The organism is Pseudomonas sp. S32 (assembly GCF_016648095.1).
Lineage (GTDB): Bacteria > Pseudomonadota > Gammaproteobacteria > Pseudomonadales > Pseudomonadaceae > Aquipseudomonas > Aquipseudomonas parafulva.
The window spans coordinates 34,934-57,218 of sequence record NZ_JACVVF010000004.1; the positions used below are offsets into that span (position 1 = coordinate 34,934).

Annotated in this window: 22 protein-coding genes; 15 read left to right on the forward strand and 7 right to left on the reverse strand. The window is 63.7% G+C overall.

All coding sequences use genetic code 11. The features are described 5' to 3' along the window. Positions 1-9 precede the first annotated feature (9 nt). From IAE38_RS03205 to ydcS, 4 genes are read right to left on the reverse strand one after another with little or no spacing between them, the layout of a single operon-like run. Entirely contained in the window at positions 10-816 is an 807-nt protein-coding gene (locus tag IAE38_RS03205; RefSeq protein WP_201215848.1) for an ABC transporter permease, read from the reverse strand. Continuing rightward, a complete protein-coding gene (locus IAE38_RS03210; protein ID WP_201215850.1) occupies positions 806-1,717 on the reverse strand; it encodes an ABC transporter permease in 912 nt (303 codons plus the stop codon). The genes IAE38_RS03205 and IAE38_RS03210 overlap by 11 nt, the downstream gene beginning before the upstream one ends. Before the next feature lies 1 nt (position 1,718). Next, complete coding sequence (locus IAE38_RS03215) at positions 1,719-2,750, reverse strand: ABC transporter ATP-binding protein (RefSeq protein ID WP_201215852.1); 1,032 nt, start codon at positions 2,748-2,750, stop codon at positions 1,719-1,721. Between the two features lie 10 nt (positions 2,751-2,760). Next, positions 2,761-3,912 (reverse strand): putative ABC transporter substrate-binding protein YdcS, encoded by a 1,152-nt coding sequence (gene ydcS / locus IAE38_RS03220; RefSeq protein WP_201215854.1) that lies wholly within the window; start codon positions 3,910-3,912, stop codon positions 2,761-2,763. 161 nt (positions 3,913-4,073) lie between these two features. Between ydcS and IAE38_RS03225 the strand changes: the two genes are divergently transcribed. The 15 genes from IAE38_RS03225 to IAE38_RS03295 all read left to right on the forward strand — a co-directional run bounded on the left by IAE38_RS03225 (position 4,074) and on the right by IAE38_RS03295 (position 20,139). After that, positions 4,074-4,760 carry a tellurite resistance TerB family protein gene (locus IAE38_RS03225; RefSeq protein WP_028634864.1) on the forward strand — a complete coding sequence of 229 codons (687 nt, stop codon included), beginning with the start codon at positions 4,074-4,076 and terminating at the stop codon, positions 4,758-4,760. A gap of 128 nt (positions 4,761-4,888) precedes the next feature. Next, positions 4,889-6,511, forward strand: a complete 1,623-nt coding sequence (locus IAE38_RS03230) for a methyl-accepting chemotaxis protein (protein ID WP_201161847.1) — start codon at positions 4,889-4,891, stop codon at positions 6,509-6,511. 5 nt (positions 6,512-6,516) lie between these two features. Then, positions 6,517-7,023, forward strand: a complete 507-nt coding sequence (locus IAE38_RS03235) for a chemotaxis protein CheW (protein WP_201215857.1) — start codon at positions 6,517-6,519, stop codon at positions 7,021-7,023. Beyond that, a complete protein-coding gene (locus IAE38_RS03240; protein WP_201215859.1) occupies positions 7,020-8,285 on the forward strand; it encodes a CheR family methyltransferase in 1,266 nt (421 codons plus the stop codon). Before IAE38_RS03235 ends, IAE38_RS03240 begins: the two co-directional genes overlap by 4 nt. Continuing rightward, positions 8,282-8,947: a chemotaxis protein CheW gene (locus IAE38_RS03245; RefSeq protein WP_201215861.1), complete on the forward strand. Its 666-nt coding sequence runs from the start codon at positions 8,282-8,284 to the stop codon at positions 8,945-8,947. The genes IAE38_RS03240 and IAE38_RS03245 overlap by 4 nt, the downstream gene beginning before the upstream one ends. Further along, positions 8,944-11,232, forward strand: coding sequence for a hybrid sensor histidine kinase/response regulator (locus IAE38_RS03250; protein WP_201215863.1), 2,289 nt, complete (start codon positions 8,944-8,946; stop codon positions 11,230-11,232). Before IAE38_RS03245 ends, IAE38_RS03250 begins: the two co-directional genes overlap by 4 nt. Further along, on the forward strand, positions 11,229-12,242 hold the full coding sequence (gene wspF / locus IAE38_RS03255) for a Wsp signal transduction system protein-glutamate methylesterase WspF (protein ID WP_028634870.1): 1,014 nt from the start codon (positions 11,229-11,231) through the stop codon (positions 12,240-12,242). Before IAE38_RS03250 ends, wspF begins: the two co-directional genes overlap by 4 nt. Before the next feature lie 51 nt (positions 12,243-12,293). After that, a complete protein-coding gene (wspR, locus tag IAE38_RS03260) occupies positions 12,294-13,298 on the forward strand; it encodes a Wsp signal transduction system regulator diguanylate cyclase WspR (RefSeq protein WP_028634871.1) in 1,005 nt (334 codons plus the stop codon). 151 nt (positions 13,299-13,449) lie between these two features. Beyond that, a protein-coding gene (gene prfB / locus IAE38_RS03265) for a peptide chain release factor 2 (RefSeq protein WP_154660095.1) occupies positions 13,450-14,545 on the forward strand; the annotation gives its coding sequence in 2 pieces (ribosomal slippage) (positions 13,450-13,521 and positions 13,523-14,545; 1,095 coding nt in all). A 93-nt stretch (positions 14,546-14,638) separates the two neighbouring features. Continuing rightward, positions 14,639-16,141 (forward strand): lysine--tRNA ligase, encoded by a 1,503-nt coding sequence (gene lysS / locus IAE38_RS03270; protein WP_028634873.1) that lies wholly within the window; start codon positions 14,639-14,641, stop codon positions 16,139-16,141. A 141-nt stretch (positions 16,142-16,282) separates the two neighbouring features. Further along, positions 16,283-16,987, forward strand: a complete 705-nt coding sequence (locus tag IAE38_RS03275) for a TetR/AcrR family transcriptional regulator (protein WP_028634874.1) — start codon at positions 16,283-16,285, stop codon at positions 16,985-16,987. A 28-nt stretch (positions 16,988-17,015) separates the two neighbouring features. Then, entirely contained in the window at positions 17,016-17,564 is a 549-nt protein-coding gene (locus tag IAE38_RS03280) for a hypothetical protein (protein ID WP_201215866.1), read from the forward strand. Positions 17,565-17,643: 79 nt separating this feature from the next. After that, complete coding sequence (locus IAE38_RS03285; protein ID WP_201215868.1) at positions 17,644-18,921, forward strand: flavohemoglobin expression-modulating QEGLA motif protein; 1,278 nt, start codon at positions 17,644-17,646, stop codon at positions 18,919-18,921. Continuing rightward, a complete protein-coding gene (locus IAE38_RS03290; RefSeq protein ID WP_028634877.1) occupies positions 18,893-19,816 on the forward strand; it encodes an alpha/beta hydrolase in 924 nt (307 codons plus the stop codon). Before IAE38_RS03285 ends, IAE38_RS03290 begins: the two co-directional genes overlap by 29 nt. After that, positions 19,813-20,139, forward strand: a complete 327-nt coding sequence (locus IAE38_RS03295) for a hypothetical protein (protein ID WP_028634878.1) — start codon at positions 19,813-19,815, stop codon at positions 20,137-20,139. The genes IAE38_RS03290 and IAE38_RS03295 overlap by 4 nt, the downstream gene beginning before the upstream one ends. A 140-nt stretch (positions 20,140-20,279) precedes the next feature. Here IAE38_RS03295 and IAE38_RS03300 read toward each other — a convergent pair whose 3' ends face one another. The 3 genes from IAE38_RS03300 to IAE38_RS03310 all read right to left on the reverse strand — a co-directional run bounded on the left by IAE38_RS03300 (position 20,280) and on the right by IAE38_RS03310 (position 22,137). After that, a complete protein-coding gene (locus IAE38_RS03300) occupies positions 20,280-21,062 on the reverse strand; it encodes an OmpA family protein (protein WP_028634879.1) in 783 nt (260 codons plus the stop codon). A 50-nt stretch (positions 21,063-21,112) separates the two neighbouring features. Further along, entirely contained in the window at positions 21,113-21,526 is a 414-nt protein-coding gene (locus IAE38_RS03305) for a DUF4398 domain-containing protein (RefSeq protein WP_201161840.1), read from the reverse strand. Between the two features lie 269 nt (positions 21,527-21,795). Then, positions 21,796-22,137, reverse strand: coding sequence for a pilin assembly protein (locus IAE38_RS03310; protein WP_201215870.1), 342 nt, complete (start codon positions 22,135-22,137; stop codon positions 21,796-21,798). Positions 22,138-22,285: the final 148 nt, after the last annotated feature.

Below are 22,285 nucleotides of genomic sequence, written 5' to 3' on the forward strand. Positions count from 1 at the left end.
CCTCCGGGTTCATTTGCCGCTGCCCGCAACGGCGTCGCCGCCCCGGGTCAGGTAGTAGGCGCCAAGAATGGGCAGCATGGTCACCAGCATCACCAGCATGGCAACCACGTTGGTCACGGGTACGTCACGTGGGCGGCTGAGCTGGTTCAGTAGCCAGATGGGCAGGGTTCGCTCATGGCCCGCGGTGAAGGTGGTCACGATGATTTCGTCGAACGAGAGGGCAAAGGCCAGCATGCCGCCTGCCAGCAGCGCGGAGCCCAGGTTGGGCAGGATGATGTAGCGGAACGTCTGCCAACCGTCCGCGCCCAGGTCCATCGAGGCTTCTATCAGGCTTTGCGAGGTGCGCCGCAGGCGCGCGATCACATTGTTGTAGACGATCACCACGCAGAAGGTGGCGTGGCCGACCACGATGGTGAACACACCCGGTTCGATACCCAGGCTGCGGAACGTCGAAAGCAAGGCGATGCCGGTGATGATGCCGGGCAGGGCGATAGGCAGTATCAGCACCAGCGAAAGGCTTTCCTTGCCGAAAAAGCTGCGCCGGTACAGCGCCGCCGAAGCCAGCGTGCCAAGCACCAGCGCAATCAGCGTGGCCAGGCAGGCCACCTGCAGGGAGAGGCTGATTGCATCCAGCACGTCGGGCCTGGCCAGCGCCACGGTGAACCACTTCAGGGTCAGGCCCCGGGGCGGAAAGCTGAACGCTGCATCTTCGGTATTGAAGGCGTACAGCAGAATGATCAGGATGGGAAAGTGCAGGAACAGCAGCCCGCCCCAAGCGGCCAGGCGCAGGCCCCAGGGCGCCTTGTCAGAGTGCATCGAAGGCCCCCATGCGCTTGACCACAGCGAGGTAGAGGGCGATCAGCACAATGGGCACCAGGGTGAACGCCGCAGCCATGGGCATGTTGCCGATGGCACCCTGCTGGGCATAGACCATGCTGCCGATGAAGTAGCCGGGCGGGCCCACCAGCTGTGGCACGATGAAGTCGCCGAGGGTGAGCGAGAAGGTGAAGATCGAGCCGGCGGCGATGCCGGGTATCGACAGCGGCAGGGTCACCTGCATGAACGTTTGCAGCGGCCTTGCCCCCAGGTCGGCCGAGGCTTGCAGCAGCGACGGCGGCAGGCGCTCCAGCGCGGCCTGGATCGGCAGGATCATGAATGGCAGCCAGATATAGACGAACACCAGAAAACGCCCCAGGTGGGACGTGGACAACGTGCTGCCACCTACCCCCGGAATGCCCAGGATGGCCTGCAGCAGGCCGTCCAGAGCCAATTGCTGGGTGAACCACTGGGCCACACCGCCCCTGGCCAGCAGCAGGGTCCATGCGTAGGTCTTGACGATGTAGCTGGCCCACATGGGCATCATCACTGCAATGTAGAAAAACGCCTTGGTCTTGCCGCGGGTGTAGCGGGCCATGTAATAGGCAATGGGGAAGGCCAGCACCGCACTTGCCAGTGATACGGCGACTGCCATGGTCACTGTGCGCACGATGATGTCGAAGTTGGACGGGTTGAACAGCGCTGCGAAATTGGCGAGGGTCAGCGTTGGCGTCACTGCCATGGTGAAGTCATCGAACGTGTAGAAGCCTTGCCACAGCAGGTTCAGCAGCGAGCCCAGGTAGATGGCACCGAACCACCCCAGCGGCGCAACCAGCAGCAGCGCCAGGTACAGGTTGGGGCGCTGGTACAGCACGTTGCACAAGGTGCGCAGTGGGGTCATGTCAGTACGCCTCGGTGTCCTGCAGCTGGGTCATGGCCTCTTGCGGCCAGTGCGCTTGCACGCGTTGCCCCGGCTGCCAGGCCTGGGGCATGGCCTGCCAGTTGTCATTGGCCTGGCTGACCGCCAGCAACTGGCCGCTGTCCAGCTGTACTTCGAAGCGCGTGGCACTGCCTTGGTACTGGATATCGCGCAACAAGCCTTCGACTTGAACGTGACGGCTGTCGGGCCCGGCGGCGCCCAGGCGGATGTGTTCGGGGCGGATGGAGAAGGGCGCAGGGCTGCCGCTGAGGGCTTCGGCCAGCGGGCCACGCACCACGTTGGAGGTGCCGACGAAGGACGCCACGAAGGGGGTGGCTGGGTTCAGGTAGAGGTTGCGCGGCGTGTCCACCTGTTCGATACGGCCACGGTTGAACACCGCCACCCGGTCGGACATCGACAGCGCCTCGGTCTGGTCATGGGTCACGAACACGAAGGTGATGCCCAGTTGCCGTTGCAGGTTCTTCAGCTCGACCTGCATCTGTTCACGCAGCTTGAGGTCCAGCGCCCCCAGCGGCTCGTCCAGCAGCAGCACCCGCGGGCGGTTGACCAACGCCCTGGCCAGCGCCACCCGCTGGCGTTGGCCGCCCGACAGCTGGGCAGGCTTGCGCGCGCCGTAACCGGCCAGGGCGACCATGGCCAGGGCGTTTTCGGCACGGCTATGGCGCTCGGCCTTGGGCGTGCCCTTTACCTTCAGGCCGTAGGCCACGTTGTCCAGCACGTTCATGTGCGGGAACAGGGCGTAGTCCTGGAAAACCGTATTGACGTCTCGCTGATACGGCGGCACGCCAGCGGCTTCCGCCCCATGGATGCGGATGGAACCGCTGCTGGGCTGTTCGAAGCCCGCTATCAACCGCAGGCACGTGGTCTTGCCAGAGCCCGAGGGCCCGAGCAGGGAGAAAAATTCCCCTTCGGCGATGTCGATGCTGACCTGGTCGACTGCCTTGACCTCGCCGAAGGTGCGGGAAACCTGGGTGAACTGGACGGCTAGGGGCATTCAGAAAACCTCAGCGTCCGCCCATGATCGCGATGTAGTCCTGGGTCCAGCGGCTGTAGGGTACGAACTTGCCGCCCTGCGCCTGTGGGGTTTTCCAGAAGGCAATCTTGTCGAAGTTATCGAAACCATTGGTCTTGCAGCCTTCAGCGCCCAGCAGCTGGCTGCCGGTGCAGGCGGCCGGTACGGCGGGTAACGAGCCGAACCAGGCGGCCACATCGCCCTGCACCTTGGGTTGCAGTGACCAGTCCATCCACTGGTAGGCGCAGTTGGGGTGCTTGGCTTCGGCGTGCAGCATGGTGGTGTCCGCCCAGCCGGTCGCACCCTCCTTGGGAATCGTCGAGGCGACTGGCTGGTTGTCGGCTTTCAGGCCGTTGACCATATAGCCCCATGAGCTTGAGGCGACCACGCCTTCGTTTTTCACGTCGCTCATCTGCACCGTGGCGTCATGCCAGTAACGATGCACCAGCGGATGCTGCTGGCGCAGCAGTTCCAGCACCGCCTGGTACTGCGGTTCGGTGAGTTCGTAGGGGTCGGCAATGCCCAGTTCGGGCCTGGCTGATTTCAGGTACAGCGCGGCATCGGCGATGTAGATAGGCCCGTCGTACGCTTGCACGCGGCCTTTGTTGGGCTTGCCGTCAGGCAGGTCCTGCGGGACGAACACCACCCCCCAGGTAGTGGGCGGTTGGGGAAAAACACGGGTGTCGTAGAGCAGCACGTTGGGGCCCCACTGATAGGGTGTGCCATAGACCTGCTTGTCGACCACGTACCAGCCACCGTTCTGCAAGCGCGGGTCGATGTGCTTCCAGTTGGCAATCAGCGCGGTATTGATCGGCTGCACCCGCTTGCCGGCAATCAGGCGCAGCGAGGCATCACCCGAAGCGGTCACCAGGTCATAACCGCCCTTGGTCATCAGGCTGACCATTTCGTCCGAGGTGGCGGCGGTCTTGACGCTGACCTTGCAACCGGTCTGCTGCTCGAAACCGGTTACCCAGTCGTAGGCCTTGTCGCTTTCACCGCGCTCGATGTAGCCAGGCCAGGCGACGATGTCCAGGCGCCCTTCGCCCGGGCCCAGCGCCTTGAGCGGTTCGCCGGCCTGCAGGCCGGCGCTGGCGAGCAGGGCGGTCGACAAGGCGCCGAGCCATGCGGTCTTGTGCACTGACATGGTGTTCCCTCTTGTGGAGTTCTTGTTCGGGAGGTGCTGGCGATATCGAGTCTAGTTGGCTTTTTGCCGGTCAATGCAACATCCGGATGCAAATCCGCTGTGGCGAGTTGTAGGGCAAGTCTTACTCTGGCTGTTCATTTCCTTTATGTGGAGACGCACCGATGAATACTCGGGGCCTGCTGGATCAACTGCTCAAATCGGGTCAGCAACTGCTCGAAAAACAGGCTGGCGGTGGTAAGCCTGGGGCTGGCGCCGGTGGCCTGGGCGGGCTGCTGTCGGGCGCCGGCGGCGGGTTGCTGGGCGGGGGCGCGCTGGGGGTACTGCTGGGCAGCAAGAAGGCCCGCAAGTTCGGTGGCAAGGCCCTGACCTACGGTGGCCTGGCGGCACTCGGAGTGCTGGCGTACAAAGCCTACGGCAACTGGCAGGCCAGCCAGCAAGGTGCTGCGGTGCAGCCGCAGACCGTAGACCGTGTACCACCCGCTGAAGTGGAGCAGCACAGCCAGGCGGTGTTGCGGGCGCTGGTGGCAGCCGCCAAGTCCGACGGCCACGTGGACGACCGGGAGCGGGCGCTGATCGAAGGCGAGTTCACCCGCCTGGACAATGACGGCCAGCTGCAGCAATGGCTGCATGCGGAGCTGAACAAGCCGCTGGACCCGGCAGAAGTCGCCAGCGCCGCGCAAACGCCGGAAATAGCCGCAGAAATGTACCTGGCCAGCCTGATGATGGTCGACCAGGAAAACTTCATGGAGCGCGCCTACCTGGACGAGCTGGCTCGCCGTCTGGGCCTGCAACCGGGGCTGCGCGAAGAGCTTGAAAAGCAGGCCCGGCAGGCTGCCGCCCAGGCCTAGGCAACACGGCCGCCTCAGTGAGGTGGCATTTTGCGGCCACTGCCTGCATTTGAGCCGCAAAACTGTAGGGCGCCTGGGCTATACTTCGACGATTTTTCCCGCTCGTAGTGAATTCCTGAGGGCTGAATGTGAAGAACTGGACGTTGCGCCAACGGATCCTGGCAAGCTTTGCCGTGATCATCACCATCATGCTGTTGATGATCGTGGCAGCCTACTCGCGGTTGGTGACCATCGAGACTGCCGAGGAAGCGGTGGGCACCAATAACATTCCAGGCGTCTACTACAGCTCGATGATCCGCAGTGCGTGGGTGGACAGTTATGTCACCAGCCAGCAACTGGTGGGGCTTTCCGACCGCCGCGAACTGTCTTCGGCCGACCTCGAGCTGTTCAAAAGCTTCGAAGACCGGCTCAAGCAGCACATGGCCAGCTACCAGAGCACCATCCGTAGCGGGGAGGACCAGGCGCGCTTCGAGGCCTTCGTCCAGCTGGAGCAGACCTACGTCGGTGAAATCGGCCAGGTGCTCGATGCCTACCGCCAGCGCAACTACGCCGAGGCCCAGCGCCTGATCACCGACGTCCTGACCCCGACCTGGGTAGAGGGTCGCAAGCACCTGAACGAAGTGATCGAACAGAACCGCTTGTCTGCCGATGCGGCGACCCGCGAGATCGTCAGCGCCGTGGCCACCGCCAAAGGCAGCATGGTGGTGTCGCTGTTGATGGCCATTGCGGCCGCCGGCATTTGTGGGTGGCTGCTGCTGCGTGCCATCACCGCCCCCATGAAACAGATCGTCACCGCCCTGGACAAGCTGCGCTCGGGTGACCTGAGCATGCGCCTGAACCTGGCGCGCAAGGACGAATTCGGGGCCATCGAAGGCGGCTTCAACGAGATGGCGGAATCGCTGGCCAACCTTGTCGCCCAGGCTCAGCGCTCGTCGGTGCAGGTCACCACGTCGGTAACCGAAATCGCTGCCACCTCCAAGCAGCAGCAGGCCACGGCCACCGAGACGGCCGCCACTACCACCGAGATTGGTGCCACGTCCCGTGAAATTGCCGCCACCTCGCGTGACCTGGTGCGCACCATGACCGAGGTGACCTCCGCCGCCGACCAGGCATCGAGCCTGGCCGGTTCCGGCCAGCAGGGGCTGGCGCGCATGGAAGACACCATGCACCAGGTAATGGGGGCGGCCGACCTCGTCAACGCCAAGCTGGGCATTCTCAACGAGAAGGCCAGCAACATCACGCAGATGGTGGTGACCATCGTCAAGGTGGCCGACCAGACCAACCTGCTGTCGCTCAACGCTGCCATTGAGGCGGAAAAAGCCGGTGAATACGGCCGTGGTTTTGCGGTGGTAGCGACCGAAGTGCGGCGCTTGGCCGACCAGACAGCCGTCGCCACCTATGACATCGAGCAGATGGTGCGCGAGATCCAGTCGGCAGTGTCGGCTGGGGTCATGGGCATGGACAAGTTCTCCGAAGAAGTGCGCCGCGGCATGTTCGAAGTGCAGCAGGTGGGTGAGCAGCTCAGCCAGATCATTCACCAGGTGCAGGCCTTGGCACCCCGTGTGCTGATGGTCAACGAGGGCATGCAGGCCCAGGCCACGGGCGCCGAGCAGATCAACCAGGCACTGGCCCAGTTGAGCGATGCCAGCACCCAGACGGTGGAATCGCTGCGCCAGGCCAGCTTTGCCATCGATGAGCTGAGCCAGGTGGCGGCCGGCCTGCGCGGCGGCGTATCGCGCTTCAAAGTCTGACCGCGATGATCGACATGCAACCGCGCGCGGCGCAGGCGGACCACGACAAGGGCTCGTTGTATTTACTGTTTCACATCGATGACCAGCGCTTTGCCCTGAACGTGCATGAAGTGGTCGAGGTATTGCCGCGTCTGCCGCTCAAACCGGTGCTGCACGCGCCAGCCTGGGTTGCCGGCATTCTTGCCCACCGGGGGCGGCTGGTGCCGGTGGTCGACCTGACCGCCCTGTGCATCGGCCGGCCTGCCGTGCAGCGCACCAGCACCCGCCTGGTACTGGTGCACTACCGTGCCGGCCTGCAGCTTGGCCTGGTGCTCGAACACGCTACCGAAACCTTGCGTTGCCACCCTGGCGAGTTCAAGCCCTATGGCGTACACAATGCGCCGGCGCCCTACCTGGGCCCGGTCCGCCAGGATGACCAGGGCATGCTGCAGCGCATCGAGGTCGGTGATCTGCTGCCTGAGGCCGTGCATCAGTTGCTGTACGTGGATGAGCCAAGCGGGGCGTCGACATGAACGAGCAACACTTCTTCAACTTCCTGCGCGAACGTATTGGCCTGGACGTGGACTCGGTGGGGGCGCCGATGGTTGAGCGAGCCCTGCGCCAACGGTGCAGTGCACTGCAGGCCAATGGGCTGGATGACTACTGGCTGCGCTTGCAGCAGTCGCACGACGAGCAACAGGCGCTGATCGAAGCGGTGATCGTGCCGGAAACCTGGTTTTTCCGTTATCCGGACTCTTTCACCGCCCTGGCCAGCCTGGCCCATAAACGCCTGGCCGAACTCGCCGGGGCACGGCCCCTGCGGTTGCTGAGCCTGCCGTGTTCAACGGGTGAAGAACCCTACTCGCTGGCAATGGCGCTGATCGATGCCGGTATGGCGCCGCCGTCATTTTTGATCGACGGCATGGACATCAGCCCTATTTCGGTGACCAAAGCCAATCAGGCGACCTATGGGCGCAATGCCTTCCGGGGCAATAACCTGGGCTTTCGCGAGCGACACTTCGAAGCCCTGGAGGATGGCCACCGCCTGCACGAACGCGTGCGCCAGCGGGTAAGCCTGCAGGTAGGCAATGTGCTGGACCCCGCGTTGGCCAGCCGCGACGGGCTGTACGACTTTGTTTTCTGCCGCAACCTGCTGATCTACTTCGACGTGCCGACCCAGCAGCGGGTATTCGAAACCCTCAAGCGCCTGCTGCACCCCCAGGGCGTGCTGTTCATCGGCCCCGCCGAAGGCAGCCTGCTGGCGCGCATGGGCATGCGCCCCTTGGGCATACCTCAGTCCTTTGCTTACGTGCGCCAGGAGGAAACCCTCCCGGCGCTGCCGTCCGTCGCTGATGGAAAAAGCGCGCGGAGCGTTCCCGTGCCTCCTCGTATCCCCTCGACGCCCCTGCCTCGCCCGCTGCGTGCAGCCGTCGCTGGCGCGCCGGCACGCTCCCCTCAGGGCGAAGCCAGTACAGGTACCGAACGCGAGTTGCTGGCCAATATCGCCCGCTGCGCCAATGCCGGCGAGAGCCAGCAGGCCCGCAGCGAATGCCAGCGTTACCTGCGTCAGTTCGCCCCAAGCGCACAGGTGTATTACTGGCTGGGGCTGCTCAGTGACACCGAGGGCGATGCGCCGCAAGCCCTGACGCATTATCGCAAGGCCCTGTACCTGCAACCCCAGCACCCAGAGGCCTTGGTGCACCTGGCCGCGCTGCTGGCCGCCCAGGGTGACCTGGCCGGCGCCAGGCGCCTGCAGGACCGCGCCGTGCGTGCGGGTCGGGAGCCTGGCCAATGAACAACGAGTCCTCGATCAGCCTGCTCGCTGAAACCGATGTCACCATTGATGATTGCTGGAACCGCATTGGTGTGCACGGTAACAAGCAGTGCCCGCTGCTGCAGCGGCACATTCACTGCCGCAACTGCGAAGTGCACGCTGCTGCGGCCACACGCTTGCTGGACCGCTACGCACTGGTGCAAGACCGTGAGGCTGCCCAGCCTGCCCCTGCTGAAGACTGCGCCGGCCGGTCCATGCTGCTGTTTCGCCTGGGCGATGAATGGCTGGCATTGCCCACCGCCTGCCTGGCTGAAGTTGCGCCCCTGCAAGCCATTCACTCGCTGCCCCATCAGCGTTCACGGGTGCTGTTGGGGGTGGCCAACGTGCGTGGTGCCCTGGTGCCTTGCCTGTCACTGGCCGAGTTGCTGGGGGCATCGGCGGGTGCGGGTGAGCAGCGCGGTAGCCGGGCTACCCCGCGCATGCTGACGCTGGCGGCAGACGGTGGGCCGGTGGTGATGGCCGTCGAAGAGATCGACGGCATTCACCGGCTCGACCCTGGCCTGCTGGGCAGCGCCCAGGACGCAGTACGCTTCACGGCTGCGGTACTGCAGTGGCGGGGGCGCAGTGTGCGTGTGCTGGACGAACAACAATTACTGTCTGCCGTGCAGCGGAGCCTGTCATGACCCCAGAGCAAATGCGCGATGCATCGTTGCTCGAACTGTTCAGCCTGGAGGCCGATGCCCAGACGCAGGTGCTGAGCGCTGGCCTGATGGCCCTGGAACGCAACCCCACCCAGGCTGACCAGCTCGAAGCCTGCATGCGCGCTGCCCACTCCCTGAAGGGCGCGGCGCGTATCGTCGGGGTGGATGCCGGCGTCAGCGTTGCCCACGTGATGGAGGATTGCCTGGTCGCTGCCCAAGAGGGCCGCTTGCGCCTTACCGCCGAGCATATCGACGCCTTGCTGCAGGGCACTGACCTGCTGATGCGCATCGCCACGCCTGGCGATGCCGGGGCGCAGGGCAGCGTACCGGGCTTCCTGGCGCAGATGGCCGCGTTGCTGGACCCGGGGGCTGCGCTGCCGGTGGGGGCGGTTGCACCGGTTACGCCGCCACCTGAGCCATCGCCTGAGCCATCGTCTGCGCCACTGGCTGTGGCCATGGAACCGCCGCTGCCCGAAGTCGCCCCGCGGCGCAAAGCCGGGCGGCGTGAAGGTGAGGGCGCAGAGCGGGTGCTGCGGGTAACCGCCGACCGGCTCAACAGCCTGCTTGATCTGTCCAGCAAGTCGCTGGTGGAAACCCAGCGGCTCAAGCCTTACCTGGCCACCCTGCAACGCCTCAAGCGCCTGCATGGCCAGGGCATGCAGGCCCTCGACGGCCTGCGCCTGCAACTGGAAGCCAGCGGCCTGGGCAGCGAGGTACTCGACGCCCTGGCGCAGACCCAACGCGTGCTGGGCGAAACCCAGCAGACCCTGCGCGAGCAGGCAGCGGACCTGGATGAGTTCGGCTGGCAGGCCAGCCAGCGCGCGCAACTGCTGTACGACAACGCCCTGGCCTGCCGCATGCGCCCGTTTGCCGATGTGCTGGCCGGCCAGAGCCGCATGGTCCGCGACCTGGGCCGCTCGCTCGGCAAGCCGGTGCGTCTGGTGGTGGAGGGCGATAAAACCCAGGTTGACCGCGATGTGCTGGAAAAGCTCGAGGCACCGCTGACCCACTTGCTGCGCAATGCCGTGGACCACGGCATTGAATCGCCCGAACGCCGCCTGCTGCTGGGCAAGCCCGAGGAAGGTTTGATTCGCCTGCGCGCCTCACACCATGCCGGCATGCTCAGCCTGGAACTGCTGGACGACGGTGCCGGCATCGACCTGGACCGCCTGCGTACCAGTATCGTCGAGCGGGCCTTGTCACCGGTTGAAACCGTGCTGCGCATGAGCGACGAGGAACTGCTCACGTTCCTGTTCCTGCCCGGCTTCAGCCTGCGTGACAAAGTCACGGAAGTGTCTGGCCGCGGCGTCGGGCTGGACGCCGTGCAGCATATGGTACGTGAGCTGCGTGGCGCCATCGAGCTGACCCAGACTGCGGGGCAGGGCTGTCGTTTCCACCTGCAGGTGCCCCAGACCTTGTCGGTCGTACGCAGCCTGGTGGTAGAGGTAGGCGGCGAGGCGTACGCCTTCCCGCTGGCCCACATCGAGCATGCGCTGGAAGTGACCGCCGAGGAGATCGTGCAGATCGAGGGCCGGCAGCATTTCTGGCACGAAGGCCGACATGTTGGCCTGGTCGCGGCCAGCCAGTTGCTCAACCGCCCGCCGGCCCAGGCCGACCAAGGCAGCCTGCGCGTGGTGGTGATCCGCGAGCGTGAACAGCTCTACGGGGTGGCGGTGGAGCGCCTGATTGGCGAGCGGGTGCTGGTGGTAATGCCGCTGGACCCGCGCCTGGGCAAGGTACAGGACATTTCTTCGGGCGCTCTGCTGGACGATGGTTCAGTGGTGCTCATCGTGGACGTGGAAGACTTGTTACGCTCCGTGGACAAGCTGCTGAGCACCGGCAGCCTCGAACGGGTCGAACGCGGTAGCGGCGGGGCGGCAGGGGTGGCTCGCAAGCGTATTCTGGTGGTGGACGATTCGCTGACCGTGCGCGAGCTGCAGCGCAAGCTGCTGGGCAACCGTGGCTATGATGTCGACGTGGCAGTGGACGGCATGGACGGCTGGAATGCGCTGCGCGGCGACGACTTCGACCTGCTGATCACCGATATCGACATGCCGCGCATGGACGGTATCGAGCTGGTCACCTTGGTGCGGCGTGACCAGCGCCTGCAGTCGTTGCCGGTGATGGTGGTGTCGTACAAGGACCGCGAGGAAGACCGACGGCGTGGTCTGGATGCCGGGGCCGACTACTATTTGGCTAAGGCCAGTTTCCACGACGATGCGTTGCTGGATGCTGTGGTCGAGCTGATTGGAGGTGCTCAGGGATGAAGATCGCCATCGTCAATGACATGCCCCTGGCCGTTGAGGCCTTGCGCCGGGCGATCGCCCTGGAGCCTGCCCACGAAGTGGTCTGGGTGGCCAGCAACGGTGCCGAAGCTGTTCAGCACTGTGCCGAGCGCCTTCCCGACCTGATCCTGATGGACCTGATCATGCCGGTGATGGATGGCGTGGAGGCAACCCGGCGGATCATGGCCGACACCCCCTGCGCCATCGTCATCGTCACGGTCGACCGTAAACAGAATGTGCACCGGGTGTTCGAGGCCATGGGCCACGGCGCGCTGGATGTGGTGGACACGCCAGCGCTTGGCGCTGGGGACGCGCGAGAGGCGGCAGCACCGCTGTTACGCAAGATCCTCAACATCAGTTGGCTGATCGGCCAGCAGCGCCCGCCTGCACCGCGGCACGTGGCCGCACCGCTACGGGAAGTGTCCCAGCGCCGCGGCCTGGTGGCCATTGGCTCCTCAGCCGGTGGGCCGGCTGCCCTCGAGGTGCTGCTCAAGGGCTTGCCGCCGGCGTTTCCGGCCGCCATCGTGCTGGTTCAGCACGTGGACCAGGTGTTTGCTGCAGGCATGGCCGAATGGCTCAGCAGCGCGGCCGGGCTGCACGTGCGGCTGGCACGCGAAGGCGAGCCACCGCAGCCCGGTGAAGTGCTGTTGGCCGGCACGAACCATCATCTGCGCCTGCTCCAGAACGGCCAACTGGCCTACACTGCCGAGCCGGTGAATGAAATCTATCGCCCTTCCATCGACGTGTTCTTCGAGAGCGTGGCGCGTTACTGGTCTGGGGATGCGGTGGGGGTACTGCTCACAGGTATGGGGCGCGACGGTGCGCAAGGTTTGAAAATGATGCGCCAGCAAGGGTTTCTGACCATCGCCCAGGACCAGGCAAGCAGTGCGGTCTATGGCATGCCCAAGGCTGCTGCGGCAATTGATGCCGCAGTGGAAATCCGCCCGCTCGAACGCATCGCCGGGCGCTTGATGGAAGTTTTCGCAAAATGACGAAGTGTATTGAATCACGCCGCCAGGCCGGCAGTGATCGGGTGAACAGGCATGAATGATTTACCGATCGAAGGTTTCGCGAGCACCGACGAGAATTCGGCGATGGTGCTGTTGGTGGACGATCAGGCAATGATCGGCGAGGCCGTGCGGCGGGGGTTGGCCAACGAGGACAATATCGACTTCCATTTCTGTGCCGACCCGCACCAGGCAGTGTTGCAGGCGATGCGGATCAAGCCCACGGTGATTCTGCAGGACCTGATCATGCCTGGCCTGGACGGGTTGACGCTGGTCCGCGAGTACCGTAGCAACCCGGCCACCCAGGACATTCCGATCATCGTCCTGTCGACCAAGGAAGACCCGTTGGTCAAGAGTGCTGCATTTGCCGCAGGCGCAAACGATTACCTGGTCAAGCTGCCAGACACCATCGAGCTGGTGGCGCGTATTCGCTACCACTCGCGCTCCTACCTCACGCTGCTTCAGCGTGACGAAGCCTACCGTGCCTTGCGTGTCAGCCAGCAGCAGCTGCTGGATTCGAACTTGATGCTGCAGCGGCTGATGAACTCCGACGGTTTGACCGGGCTGTCCAATCGCCGGCACTTCGATGAGTACCTTGAGCTGGAGTGGCGCCGGGCCATGCGCGAGCAGCAACAGCTGTCGCTGCTGATGATCGACGTGGACTATTTCAAGGCCTTCAACGACAGCTTCGGCCACCTGGCAGGTGACGAGGCCTTGCGCCGGGTGGCCGAAGCCATTCGCAGTTCGTCGTCGCGCCCCAGCGACCTGCCGGCCCGCTATGGCGGCGAGGAATTTGCGCTGGTGCTGCCCAACACCTCACCGGGCGGCGCACGGCTGGTTGCCGAGAAACTGCGCCAGACGGTGCTGGCCCTGGGCATCCCCCACACCGCACCCGAGGCCGGCTCGCACCTGACCGTAAGCGTGGGCCTGGCTACCCAGGTACCGGCCATCGGCAGCCATTGCCGGCAGCTGATATCTGCCGCCGACAAAGGCCTGTACCAGGCCAAGAACGGCGGCCGCAACCAGGTAGGTATCGCCTGAATCAGCGCGCCTGCCCCCCCGGTAGGCGCAAGCAGACGCGCGATGCGCCGCAACCGCGGCGCCTGGCCCACCACCGCTACCCCGTTACGGCAAACCGCATACTCGGTTATACTCGCAGGCTTTTCACCGAATTCGCACGAGTAGCCCGCCCATGGAAATCCAACCGATCCTGAACACCATCAAGGACCTCACCGAGCGTTCCCAGTCCATTCGGGGGTATCTTTGACTACGATCACAAGCATGACCGCCTGATCGAAGTCAACCGCGAGCTGGAAGACCCCAACGTCTGGAACAAACCCGAGTACGCGCAAGCCTTGGGCCGCGAACGTGCCATGCTGGCCCAGGTGGTGGAAACCCTGGACAAGATGGCCAACGGGTTGTCCGACTGCAAGGACTTGCTCGACATGGCCGTCGAGGAGGGTGACGAAGGCGCCGTGAGCGATGTCGAGACCGAGCTGCAGGCCCTGGAGGAATCCCTGGCGCAACTTGAGTTCCGTCGCATGTTCAGCGGCGAGATGGACATGAACAACGCCTACCTCGACATCCAGGCCGGTTCTGGCGGTACCGAGGCGCAGGACTGGGCCAACATCCTGCTGCGCATGTACCTGCGCTGGGCCGACAAGCGCGGGTTCGACGCCACCATCATCGAGCTGTCCGAAGGTGAAGTGGCGGGCATCAAGGGCGCCACCGTGCATATCAAGGGCGAATACGCGTTTGGCTGGTTGCGTACCGAAATCGGCGTGCACCGCCTGGTGCGCAAAAGCCCGTTCGACTCCGGCGCCCGTCGCCATACGTCGTTCTCGGCCGTGTTCGTGTCCCCGGAAATCGACGACAAGGTTGAAATCGAAATCAACCCGGCCGACCTGCGTGTCGACACCTATCGCTCGTCCGGCGCCGGCGGGCAGCACGTGAACACCACCGACTCGGCGGTGCGTATCACCCACGTGCCAACCAATACCGTGGTGGCCTGCCAGAACGAACGCTCCCAGCACGCCAACAAGGACACCGCCATGAAAATGCTGCGGGCCAAGTTGTACGAGCTGGAGATGCAGAAGCGCAACGCCGCCTCGCAAGCACTCGAGGACAGCAAGTCGGACATCGGCTGGGGGCACCAGATCCGCTCCTACGTGCTGGACGACTCGCGTATCAAGGACTTGCGCACCGGTGTCGAGCGCAGCGACTGCCAGAAGGTGCTCGATGGCGACCTCGACCAGTACCTCGAAGCCAGCCTCAAGCAGGGGCTGTAAGCCGAACACCACCGCCGCGATACCCGGCCACTGGCCGGGGTCGCGTGCCCTGCCCGACAAGGGCAACGAATACCTGATGGAAAGACTGACGACATGAGCGACCTGAAGACCGAATCGCAAGACCTGCAACAGGAAGAAAACGCCCTGATCGCCCTGCGCAAGGAAAAACTTGCCGCGGAGCGCGCCAAAGGCAACGCCTTCCCCAACGACTTCCGTCGCGACAGCTACTGCAACGACCTGCAGAAGCAGTACGTGGACAAGACCAAGGAAGAGCTGGAAGCAGCCGCGATCCCGGTCAAGGTAGCTGGCCGTATCATGCTCAACCGCGGCTCGTTCATGGTTATCCAGGACATGACCGGCCGTATCCAGGTCTACGTCAACCGCAAGACCCTGCCTGAGGAAACCCTGGCGGCGGTCAAGACCTGGGACCTGGGCGACATCATCAGCGCCGAGGGTACCCTGGCCCGCTCGGGCAAAGGTGACCTGTACGTCGAAATGACCAACGTGCGCCTGCTGACCAAGTCGCTGCGCCCGCTGCCAGACAAGCACCACGGCCTCACCGACACCGAGCAGCGCTACCGCCAGCGCTATGTCGACTTGATGGTCAACGAGGAAACCCGCCACACCTTCCGTGTGCGTTCCCAGGTGATCTCGCACATTCGCAAGTTCCTCATCGAGCGTGACTTCCTCGAGGTGGAAACGCCGATGCTGCAGACCATCCCCGGCGGTGCCGCCGCCAAGCCGTTCGAAACCCACCACAATGCCCTGGACATGGCCATGTTCCTGCGCATCGCGCCGGAGCTGTACCTCAAACGCCTGGTGGTGGGTGGCTTCGAGAAGGTCTTCGAGATCAACCGCAACTTCCGCAACGAAGGCGTCTCGACCCGGCACAACCCCGAGTTCACCATGCTCGAGTTCTACCAGGCCTATGCCGACTACCGCGACAACATGGACCTCACCGAAGAGCTGTTCCGCGAGCTTGCGCAGCTGGTTCTGGGCAGTACCGATGTGCCGTACGGCGACAAGGTGTTCCACTTCGGTGAGCCATTCGTTCGCTTGTCGGTGTTCGACTCGATCCTCAAGTACAACCCTGAGCTGACTGCAGCAGACTTGCAGGACGTGGACCGCGCCCGTGACATCGCCAAGAAGGCGGGTGCCAAAGTGCTGGGCCACGAAGGCCTGGGCAAATTGCAGGTCATGATTTTCGAGGAGTTGGTTGAGCACAAGCTGGAGCAGCCGCACTTCATCACCGAATACCCGTTCGAGGTGTCGCCGCTGGCACGCCGCAACGACCAGAACCCCGCTGTTACCGACCGCTTCGAGCTGTTCATTGGTGGCCGCGAGATTGCCAACGCCTACTCCGAGCTGAACGACGCCGAAGACCAGGCCGAGCGCTTCCTGGCCCAGGTGGCGGAAAAGGACGCCGGTGACGACGAAGCCATGCACTACGATGCTGACTTCGTACGCGCGCTGGAGTACGGCATGCCGCCGACTGCAGGTGAGGGCATCGGTATCGACCGCCTGGTGATGCTGCTGACCAATTCGCCGTCGATTCGTGACGTGATCCTGTTCCCGCACATGCGCCCGCAGGGCTGAGTCTGCTGCACACAGGTACGTCATTTGGGGCCGCTTTGCGGCCCCATTTGCGTTCTATGACGAGCCAACGGCATGTTCCCACCGAACATTTGGTATTGTCTGCGACACCCCAGTTCCCGAGGTTATCCCGTGACACCTGCCATGCCTGACCAGGGCGCCGCCGGCATCGCCACCGCCGTCGCCGAGAGCGTGCAATACCAAGGACGCAAAACTGCCCGCCTGGGCAGCGAACAGCGCCGTCAGCGCATCCTCGACGCTGCCATGCGCATCGTGGTGCGCGATGGCGTGCGCGGCGTGCGTCATCGCGCCGTCGCCGCAGAAGCCGGTGTGCCCCTGTCGGCCACGACCTACTATTTCAAGGACATCGAAGACCTGCTCGCCGACTCTTTCGCCCAGTATGTCGAGCGCAGCGCCGCCTACATGGCCAAGCTGTGGGCCAACACCGAAGTGGTGCTGCGCCAGTTGCTCGCCCAGGGTGATGGCAGCCCGCAGGCACGCGCCCGGCTGGCCAATGAAGTGGCAGCCATGACCGCTGACTACGTGCAGCGCCAGTTGCTCAACCGGCGTGACTTTCTCATGGCTGAGCAGGGGTTTCGCCAAGAGGCGCTGCTGTGCCCCCGGCTGGCCGCGCTGGTGCGCGCCCACGAGCAGATCCTGCTGCACGGAACGCGGCAACTGCTGCAAGTTGTTGGCTCGCGCCAGCCCGAACAGGATGCGCAGATGTTGACGGCGATTATCGAGCAGATGGAATATCAGGGCCTGCTCAAGGGCGCAGATGCGCAAGCCGATGGGCAGATGCTCGCTATGCTTACCCGATACCTGCAACTGGTGCTGGCATCGGCCTGAGCATGGGTCGTCACTCAAGGAGAACCTGATGAAAGCCTGGCGTGTGGTGCTGTTGACGCTGTCATTCCTGATGCTGGGCGGTTGTCTGGTGACATTCCCACAGCCTTTGCCTGGTAACCAGGCGGCGCCCAAAGGGCTGCTGGGCAAGTGGCAAAGCAAGGATGCCTGGGGTGAGCCATTGCAACTGGTGATCAGCCGCAGCGGTGCGGATGCCTACAAGGCGGTGGCCACGGCCAAGGGCAAGGCCCCCGAGGAGTACATCTTTACCGTGTCGCGCCATGGTAACCGCTGGTACCTGTCAGCCCGAGTGCCGCACAAGCTGGGCGGCAACTTCGTCATCGGCGGCTTCGATATCGTCGATGGCAAACAATTGGTGGTCTATGACCTGGACCTCCAGCAGGTTCAGCAGGCCGTGGACAGTAAGGAGCTGAGCGGCCACAGCACCGAGGTGCCGCAGGATAATGGCGAGGGTGTGCTGGTCGACAGCCCGCCGGCCCGTGTGCTTGCCTACCTGGAGGACCCCGCCAATTCCGACCTGTTCGTGGAAGCCGCGCGGTTCCAGCGATCCGGCAAGTGAGGCGTTGCCCTCTTCGCGGCTAAGGCCTCGCGCACCTGCCAGCAGTGTCCCCCCCCCGGCCCCGCAGAAGGAGTACCCGTTGGACGAATACCAACAAACCATACGTACCCTGTCCGACCGCATCGTCGCGGCACAAACCCCCATCCGGGTGCTGGATGCGGTGAAGTGGGACGACGGCATCCGCCAGGGGTTCTTCGAAGCCAAGGGCAAGGAGCCCCCAGCCGTTGACCGTGCCTACTACCACGCGCGGCCGCTGGGCTTTGATTCTAGCGCGGTCAAGGCAGAGTTCCAGGCCATTGAGCGTGACATCATCCGTCAGCTCGGCCAGTTCAGCCCGGTAGGGCAGATCATGAAGCGCATGTGCCGCGAGTACCGCATGGTGGTGCGGATGCTCGAAGCCCGTGGCACCGAGGACTTCGGGCTGATTTCCCAGGAGTTGTACGGCGCGGCGTCCGATGTGTTCCACGCCGGCGACCCGACCCTGGCCGACCTCGGCCTGATGCTCTCGGACTACCTGAACAACATCGATGGCCGTGGCGACCTCAAGGACGAACCCAAGAACCTGACCGCCAAGGAAGCCGTGGCCATTTTGCAGCGGCGCTTGAACACCGTGTTTGGTGAGGCCGAGAGCACCATCCGGGTATTCGAGTCCGATGGCATCGTCGCCGACGCCGCAGCGGGCGCCGACTACATCAAGGTGCGTGCCGACGCCATGTTCAATGCCCGTGACGTGCGGGCGCTGGAAGTGCATGAGGGGCTGGTGCATGTGGGCACAACGCTCAACGGCCTGAACCAGCCCATCTGCACCTTCCTGGCCAAGGGCCCGCCTTCTTCGACGGTGACCCAGGAGGGCCTGGCCATTTTGATGGAGGTGATTGCTTTCGCATCCTACCCCAGCCGCCTGCGCAAGCTCACCAACCGCACCCGGGCCATCCATATGGTTGAGGAGGGCGCCGACTTCATGCAGGTGTACCGCTTCTTCAATGAGCAGGGCTTCGACATGGCGCAGAGCTACAGCAACGCCAGCCGGGTGTTCCGTGGCTCGGTGCCGGATGGGCTGCCATTCACCAAGGACTTGTCCTACCTCAAAGGCTTCATCATGGTTTACAACTACATTCAGTTGGCCGTGAAGAAGGGCAAGCTGGAACAGATCCCGTTGCTGTTCTGCGGCAAGACTACCCTCGAAGACATGCGCACCTTGCGTCAGCTGGTGGAGGAAGGCCTGGTGGAACCTCCCAAGTACCTGCCGGAGCAATTCCGCGACCTTAACGCGTTGTCGGCCTGGATGTGCTTTTCCAACTTCCTCAACCACCTGAGCCTGGACCGTATTGAAACCGACTACGCCAACATTCTGTAGCGTGCGCCGCCTGCTTGCCGTGGTCATCGCCATGCTGGCCCTGAACGGCTGCAGCAGCCTGCTGTTCTATCCCGAGCGTGGCCAGGCATTCACCCCGGAGCGTGCCAAGCTTGCGTACCAGGATGTCACGCTGGTTGCGGCCGACGGTGTGCGGTTGCACGGTTGGTGGCTGCCTGCCAAAGCGGGTGTGCCGGTCAAAGGCACGGTGCTGCACCTGCACGGCAACGGCGGCAACCTGCCCGGGCACCTGGGGGGCAGTTACTGGCTGCCGGAGCAGGGTTACCAGGTGTTGCTGATCGACTACCGCGGTTACGGCTTGTCGGAAGGCAAGCCGCGGTTGCCCGAGGTGTACCAGGACATCGCTGCTGCCATGGCCTGGCTCGACCAGGCGCCGGAGGTCAAGGGCAAGCCGTTGGTGCTGCTCGGCCAGAGCCTTGGCGGCGCCATGGCCATTCACTACCTGGCCGCGCACCCCGAACAGCGCCAACGCTTCAGTGCACTGGTGTTCGATGGCGTGCCGGCGAGCTACCGCGCGGTGGGCCGCTACGCGTTGAGCACGTCCTGGATGACCTGGCCGTTGCAGGTGCCATTGTCGTGGCTGGTGCCGGACAGCGACAGCGCGATCAACGCCATCGAGCAGCTGACCAGCCCGCCCAAGCTGTTCTTCCACAGCATCGACGATGACCTGGTGCCGATGGACAATGTGATCCGCCTGTACCAGCACGCGCCGCCACCGCGGGTGTTGCAGCTGACCCGGGGCGGGCACGTGCAAACGTTCGCAGACCCCACCTGGCGCGAAGTGATGCTGCGTTTTCTGGATGACCCCAGCCACTTCAGCAGCCTGAGGCGGCTGGCCGAGCTACCGAATTCCCCTGACGAGAAGGCCCCGCAATGAGTGAAGAACGCAACGCCATACCGCTGATCCTTACCGGCGTTGGCACGATCATCGTGACGGTTGGGGCCTTGTGGTACTACGGTTACCTGCACTTTGCCAAACCGCAGGATGCCTTGTTGCTGCAGGATTTCACCATGCTCAAGACCGTACCCGGCGAAGACTACAAGGTCTCCCTGGAGCCGGCGTTGCAGGTAGCGCAGTGCGTAGATGGCGTGCTGGTGCTGTTCGATACCCAGCAGAAGGGCCTGACGGGCGTGCTGGTCGATAACCGCAAACGCGCGGTGAGGTGCATGGGCGAAGAGACGCCTCAGCAGGTGCAATAAGCCTGAATTGAAATTTACCTAGGCTGCGCTGCAGCCATTCGCAGGAAAGCCCGCTCTCACAGGATTGTGTAATCACTGTAGGAGCGGGCTTGCCCGCGAAGAGCCGCAAAGCGGCTCAATGTATTGCAGCCGAGCGCGTGTTAGCGCATCGACGAGCGCGGTGCTACCGGCTGGTTGTCGTTGGAGATGGTGACTTCCACGCGACGGTTCTGGGCACGGCCGGAGTTGCTGGAGTTATCCGCTACCGGGTATTCCTTGCCATAGCCCTGCGACACGATGCGAGCCGGGTCTACGCCTGCGCGAACCAGCGCCATGCGCACGCTGCCAGCGCGGCGCTCGGACAGCGACTGGTTGTAGTTGGCCGAACCGACGCTGTCGGTATAGCCCTCTACGATCACTTTGCGCTCAGGGTTTTCCTGAAGGAACTGGGCCAGCTTGGTGATGTTCGGGTAAGCGTTGCTTTTCAGCTCGGCCTTGTTGAAGTCGAACAGCACGTCGCCGAAGGTCACCAGGGTGCCACGGTCGGTTTGCTTGGCGTTCAGGCTCTGCTGCAGCTTGGCGATCTGGGCGTCACGGGCGTCCAGTTTGGCCTGGGCGCGCTGGGCAGCGGCGTTTTTCAGGTCACCTTCTGCGGTGCGCAGGGCGATGGTCTGCTTGGCCACTTCGACGCGCTGGTTGGTCAGGTAGGCCAGCTGGTCGACCTTCTTGTCGTCTTCACGGTCCATGTAGGCCTTGTCGGCCTTGTTCAGCCAGTCCTGGGCATCCTTGGTTTCAAGGGCTGCCACTTTGCTGGCTTGCGGATCGCTCTGCAGCGATGAGAAGTTGGTGCGTGCCGCTTCCAGGTTGGCGTTCGGGTCGTGGGAGCAGGCTGCCAGACCAACGCTGAGGGCCAGAAGAGCGGGAATCATGACGTGTTTGCGCATAGTGTTCATCCTTTGATCGAATACGAAGGCTAGGGTTGGCGGGGCAGGGCTCACTGAGCGCTGCGCAGGCCTTCCTCACGTACGTCCTGAACGCCCTGACGGGCATCCTGCACGGCCTTCTGGGCCTTGGCCGCCTGGGCCTTGCGTTCGGCGAGGCGAGCGTCCCATTCGGCCTGCTCGGCCAGACGCTTGGCTTCGTCGTACTTCTTGTCATGCATGGCGATTTCGGCCTGCTTGAACTTGTCCTGTGCTGCTTTCATTTCAACAGCAGCGTACTCGGTGCCCCCTGCGCTCACGGCAGAGTTCACGGCGGACTGGGTTACCGCGTACTGCTCGGTTGGCGGGTTGCCTGCACAGCCGGCCAGGACCAGGCTACTGCCCAGGGCCAGCGCGGCCAGCTTGAACCCGCGCACGTGAGAGGATGACGGTTTGAAAGTGCGGGTTTTCATGGTGGTCAGCTCCATTGGATCACTCCTGATAATGACGATGTCCGTAGCAGTCCATCGCTCATCCCCCCCAACCGTTTCCGTACGCTTCAGCTGAATGACGCACAAGTACCGGTGTGCAGGGTTTTAGCGTGATGGCTATTGGCTCCGACTGGAACATTTTTCGAATAGTTCAGAAAAATCTCCCTAGGTTGGCCAACAATTTCTGACTGGTTGGTCAGCGCCCAGGCGCGGGCAAGTCCCGCCTAGGCGGGTGCGCTCGCCAATTTCCGGTACAAGGGGCTGCGTCATTGTTCGCCGTCGCCAGGTTTGGCGCGGGTGTGCAGATGATGGCGTGAGAGCGCCAGAAACCTGGGGGTAGGGCCCACGTCCTCATAGAGGGGGTCGCCTTCCTCATCGGTGGCGATCACCTGGTGGCCCTGCACGTAAGGGAAACTGGCTTCCAGTTCCTCAAGGGCCGCAGCCACCAGTTCGCCGAGCAGTTCCTCGGCGGTGCGTTTGGGGTACATGTCGATCAATGCGGCCAGACGCGCTTCGGACTCCAGGTCCAGGTGCAACACATGTTCTGTGCGGCTGAGGGCGCCGGCGGCATTCTGTTCCCAGTGCTGGGCGAGTTCACGTATTTTCATGGTGGCCTCTGGTAACGCCTGTTAAAAGGCATGCAGTGCATGGGAGTGTCGGGGCTTCACTTTAGTTTGCTTTGGCCGAAGGTGGCTTGCCTTTGCGCCCTGGCTGTAGGCACTCTTGATGCAACCACGGCCGTCACCGGCAGTGCGC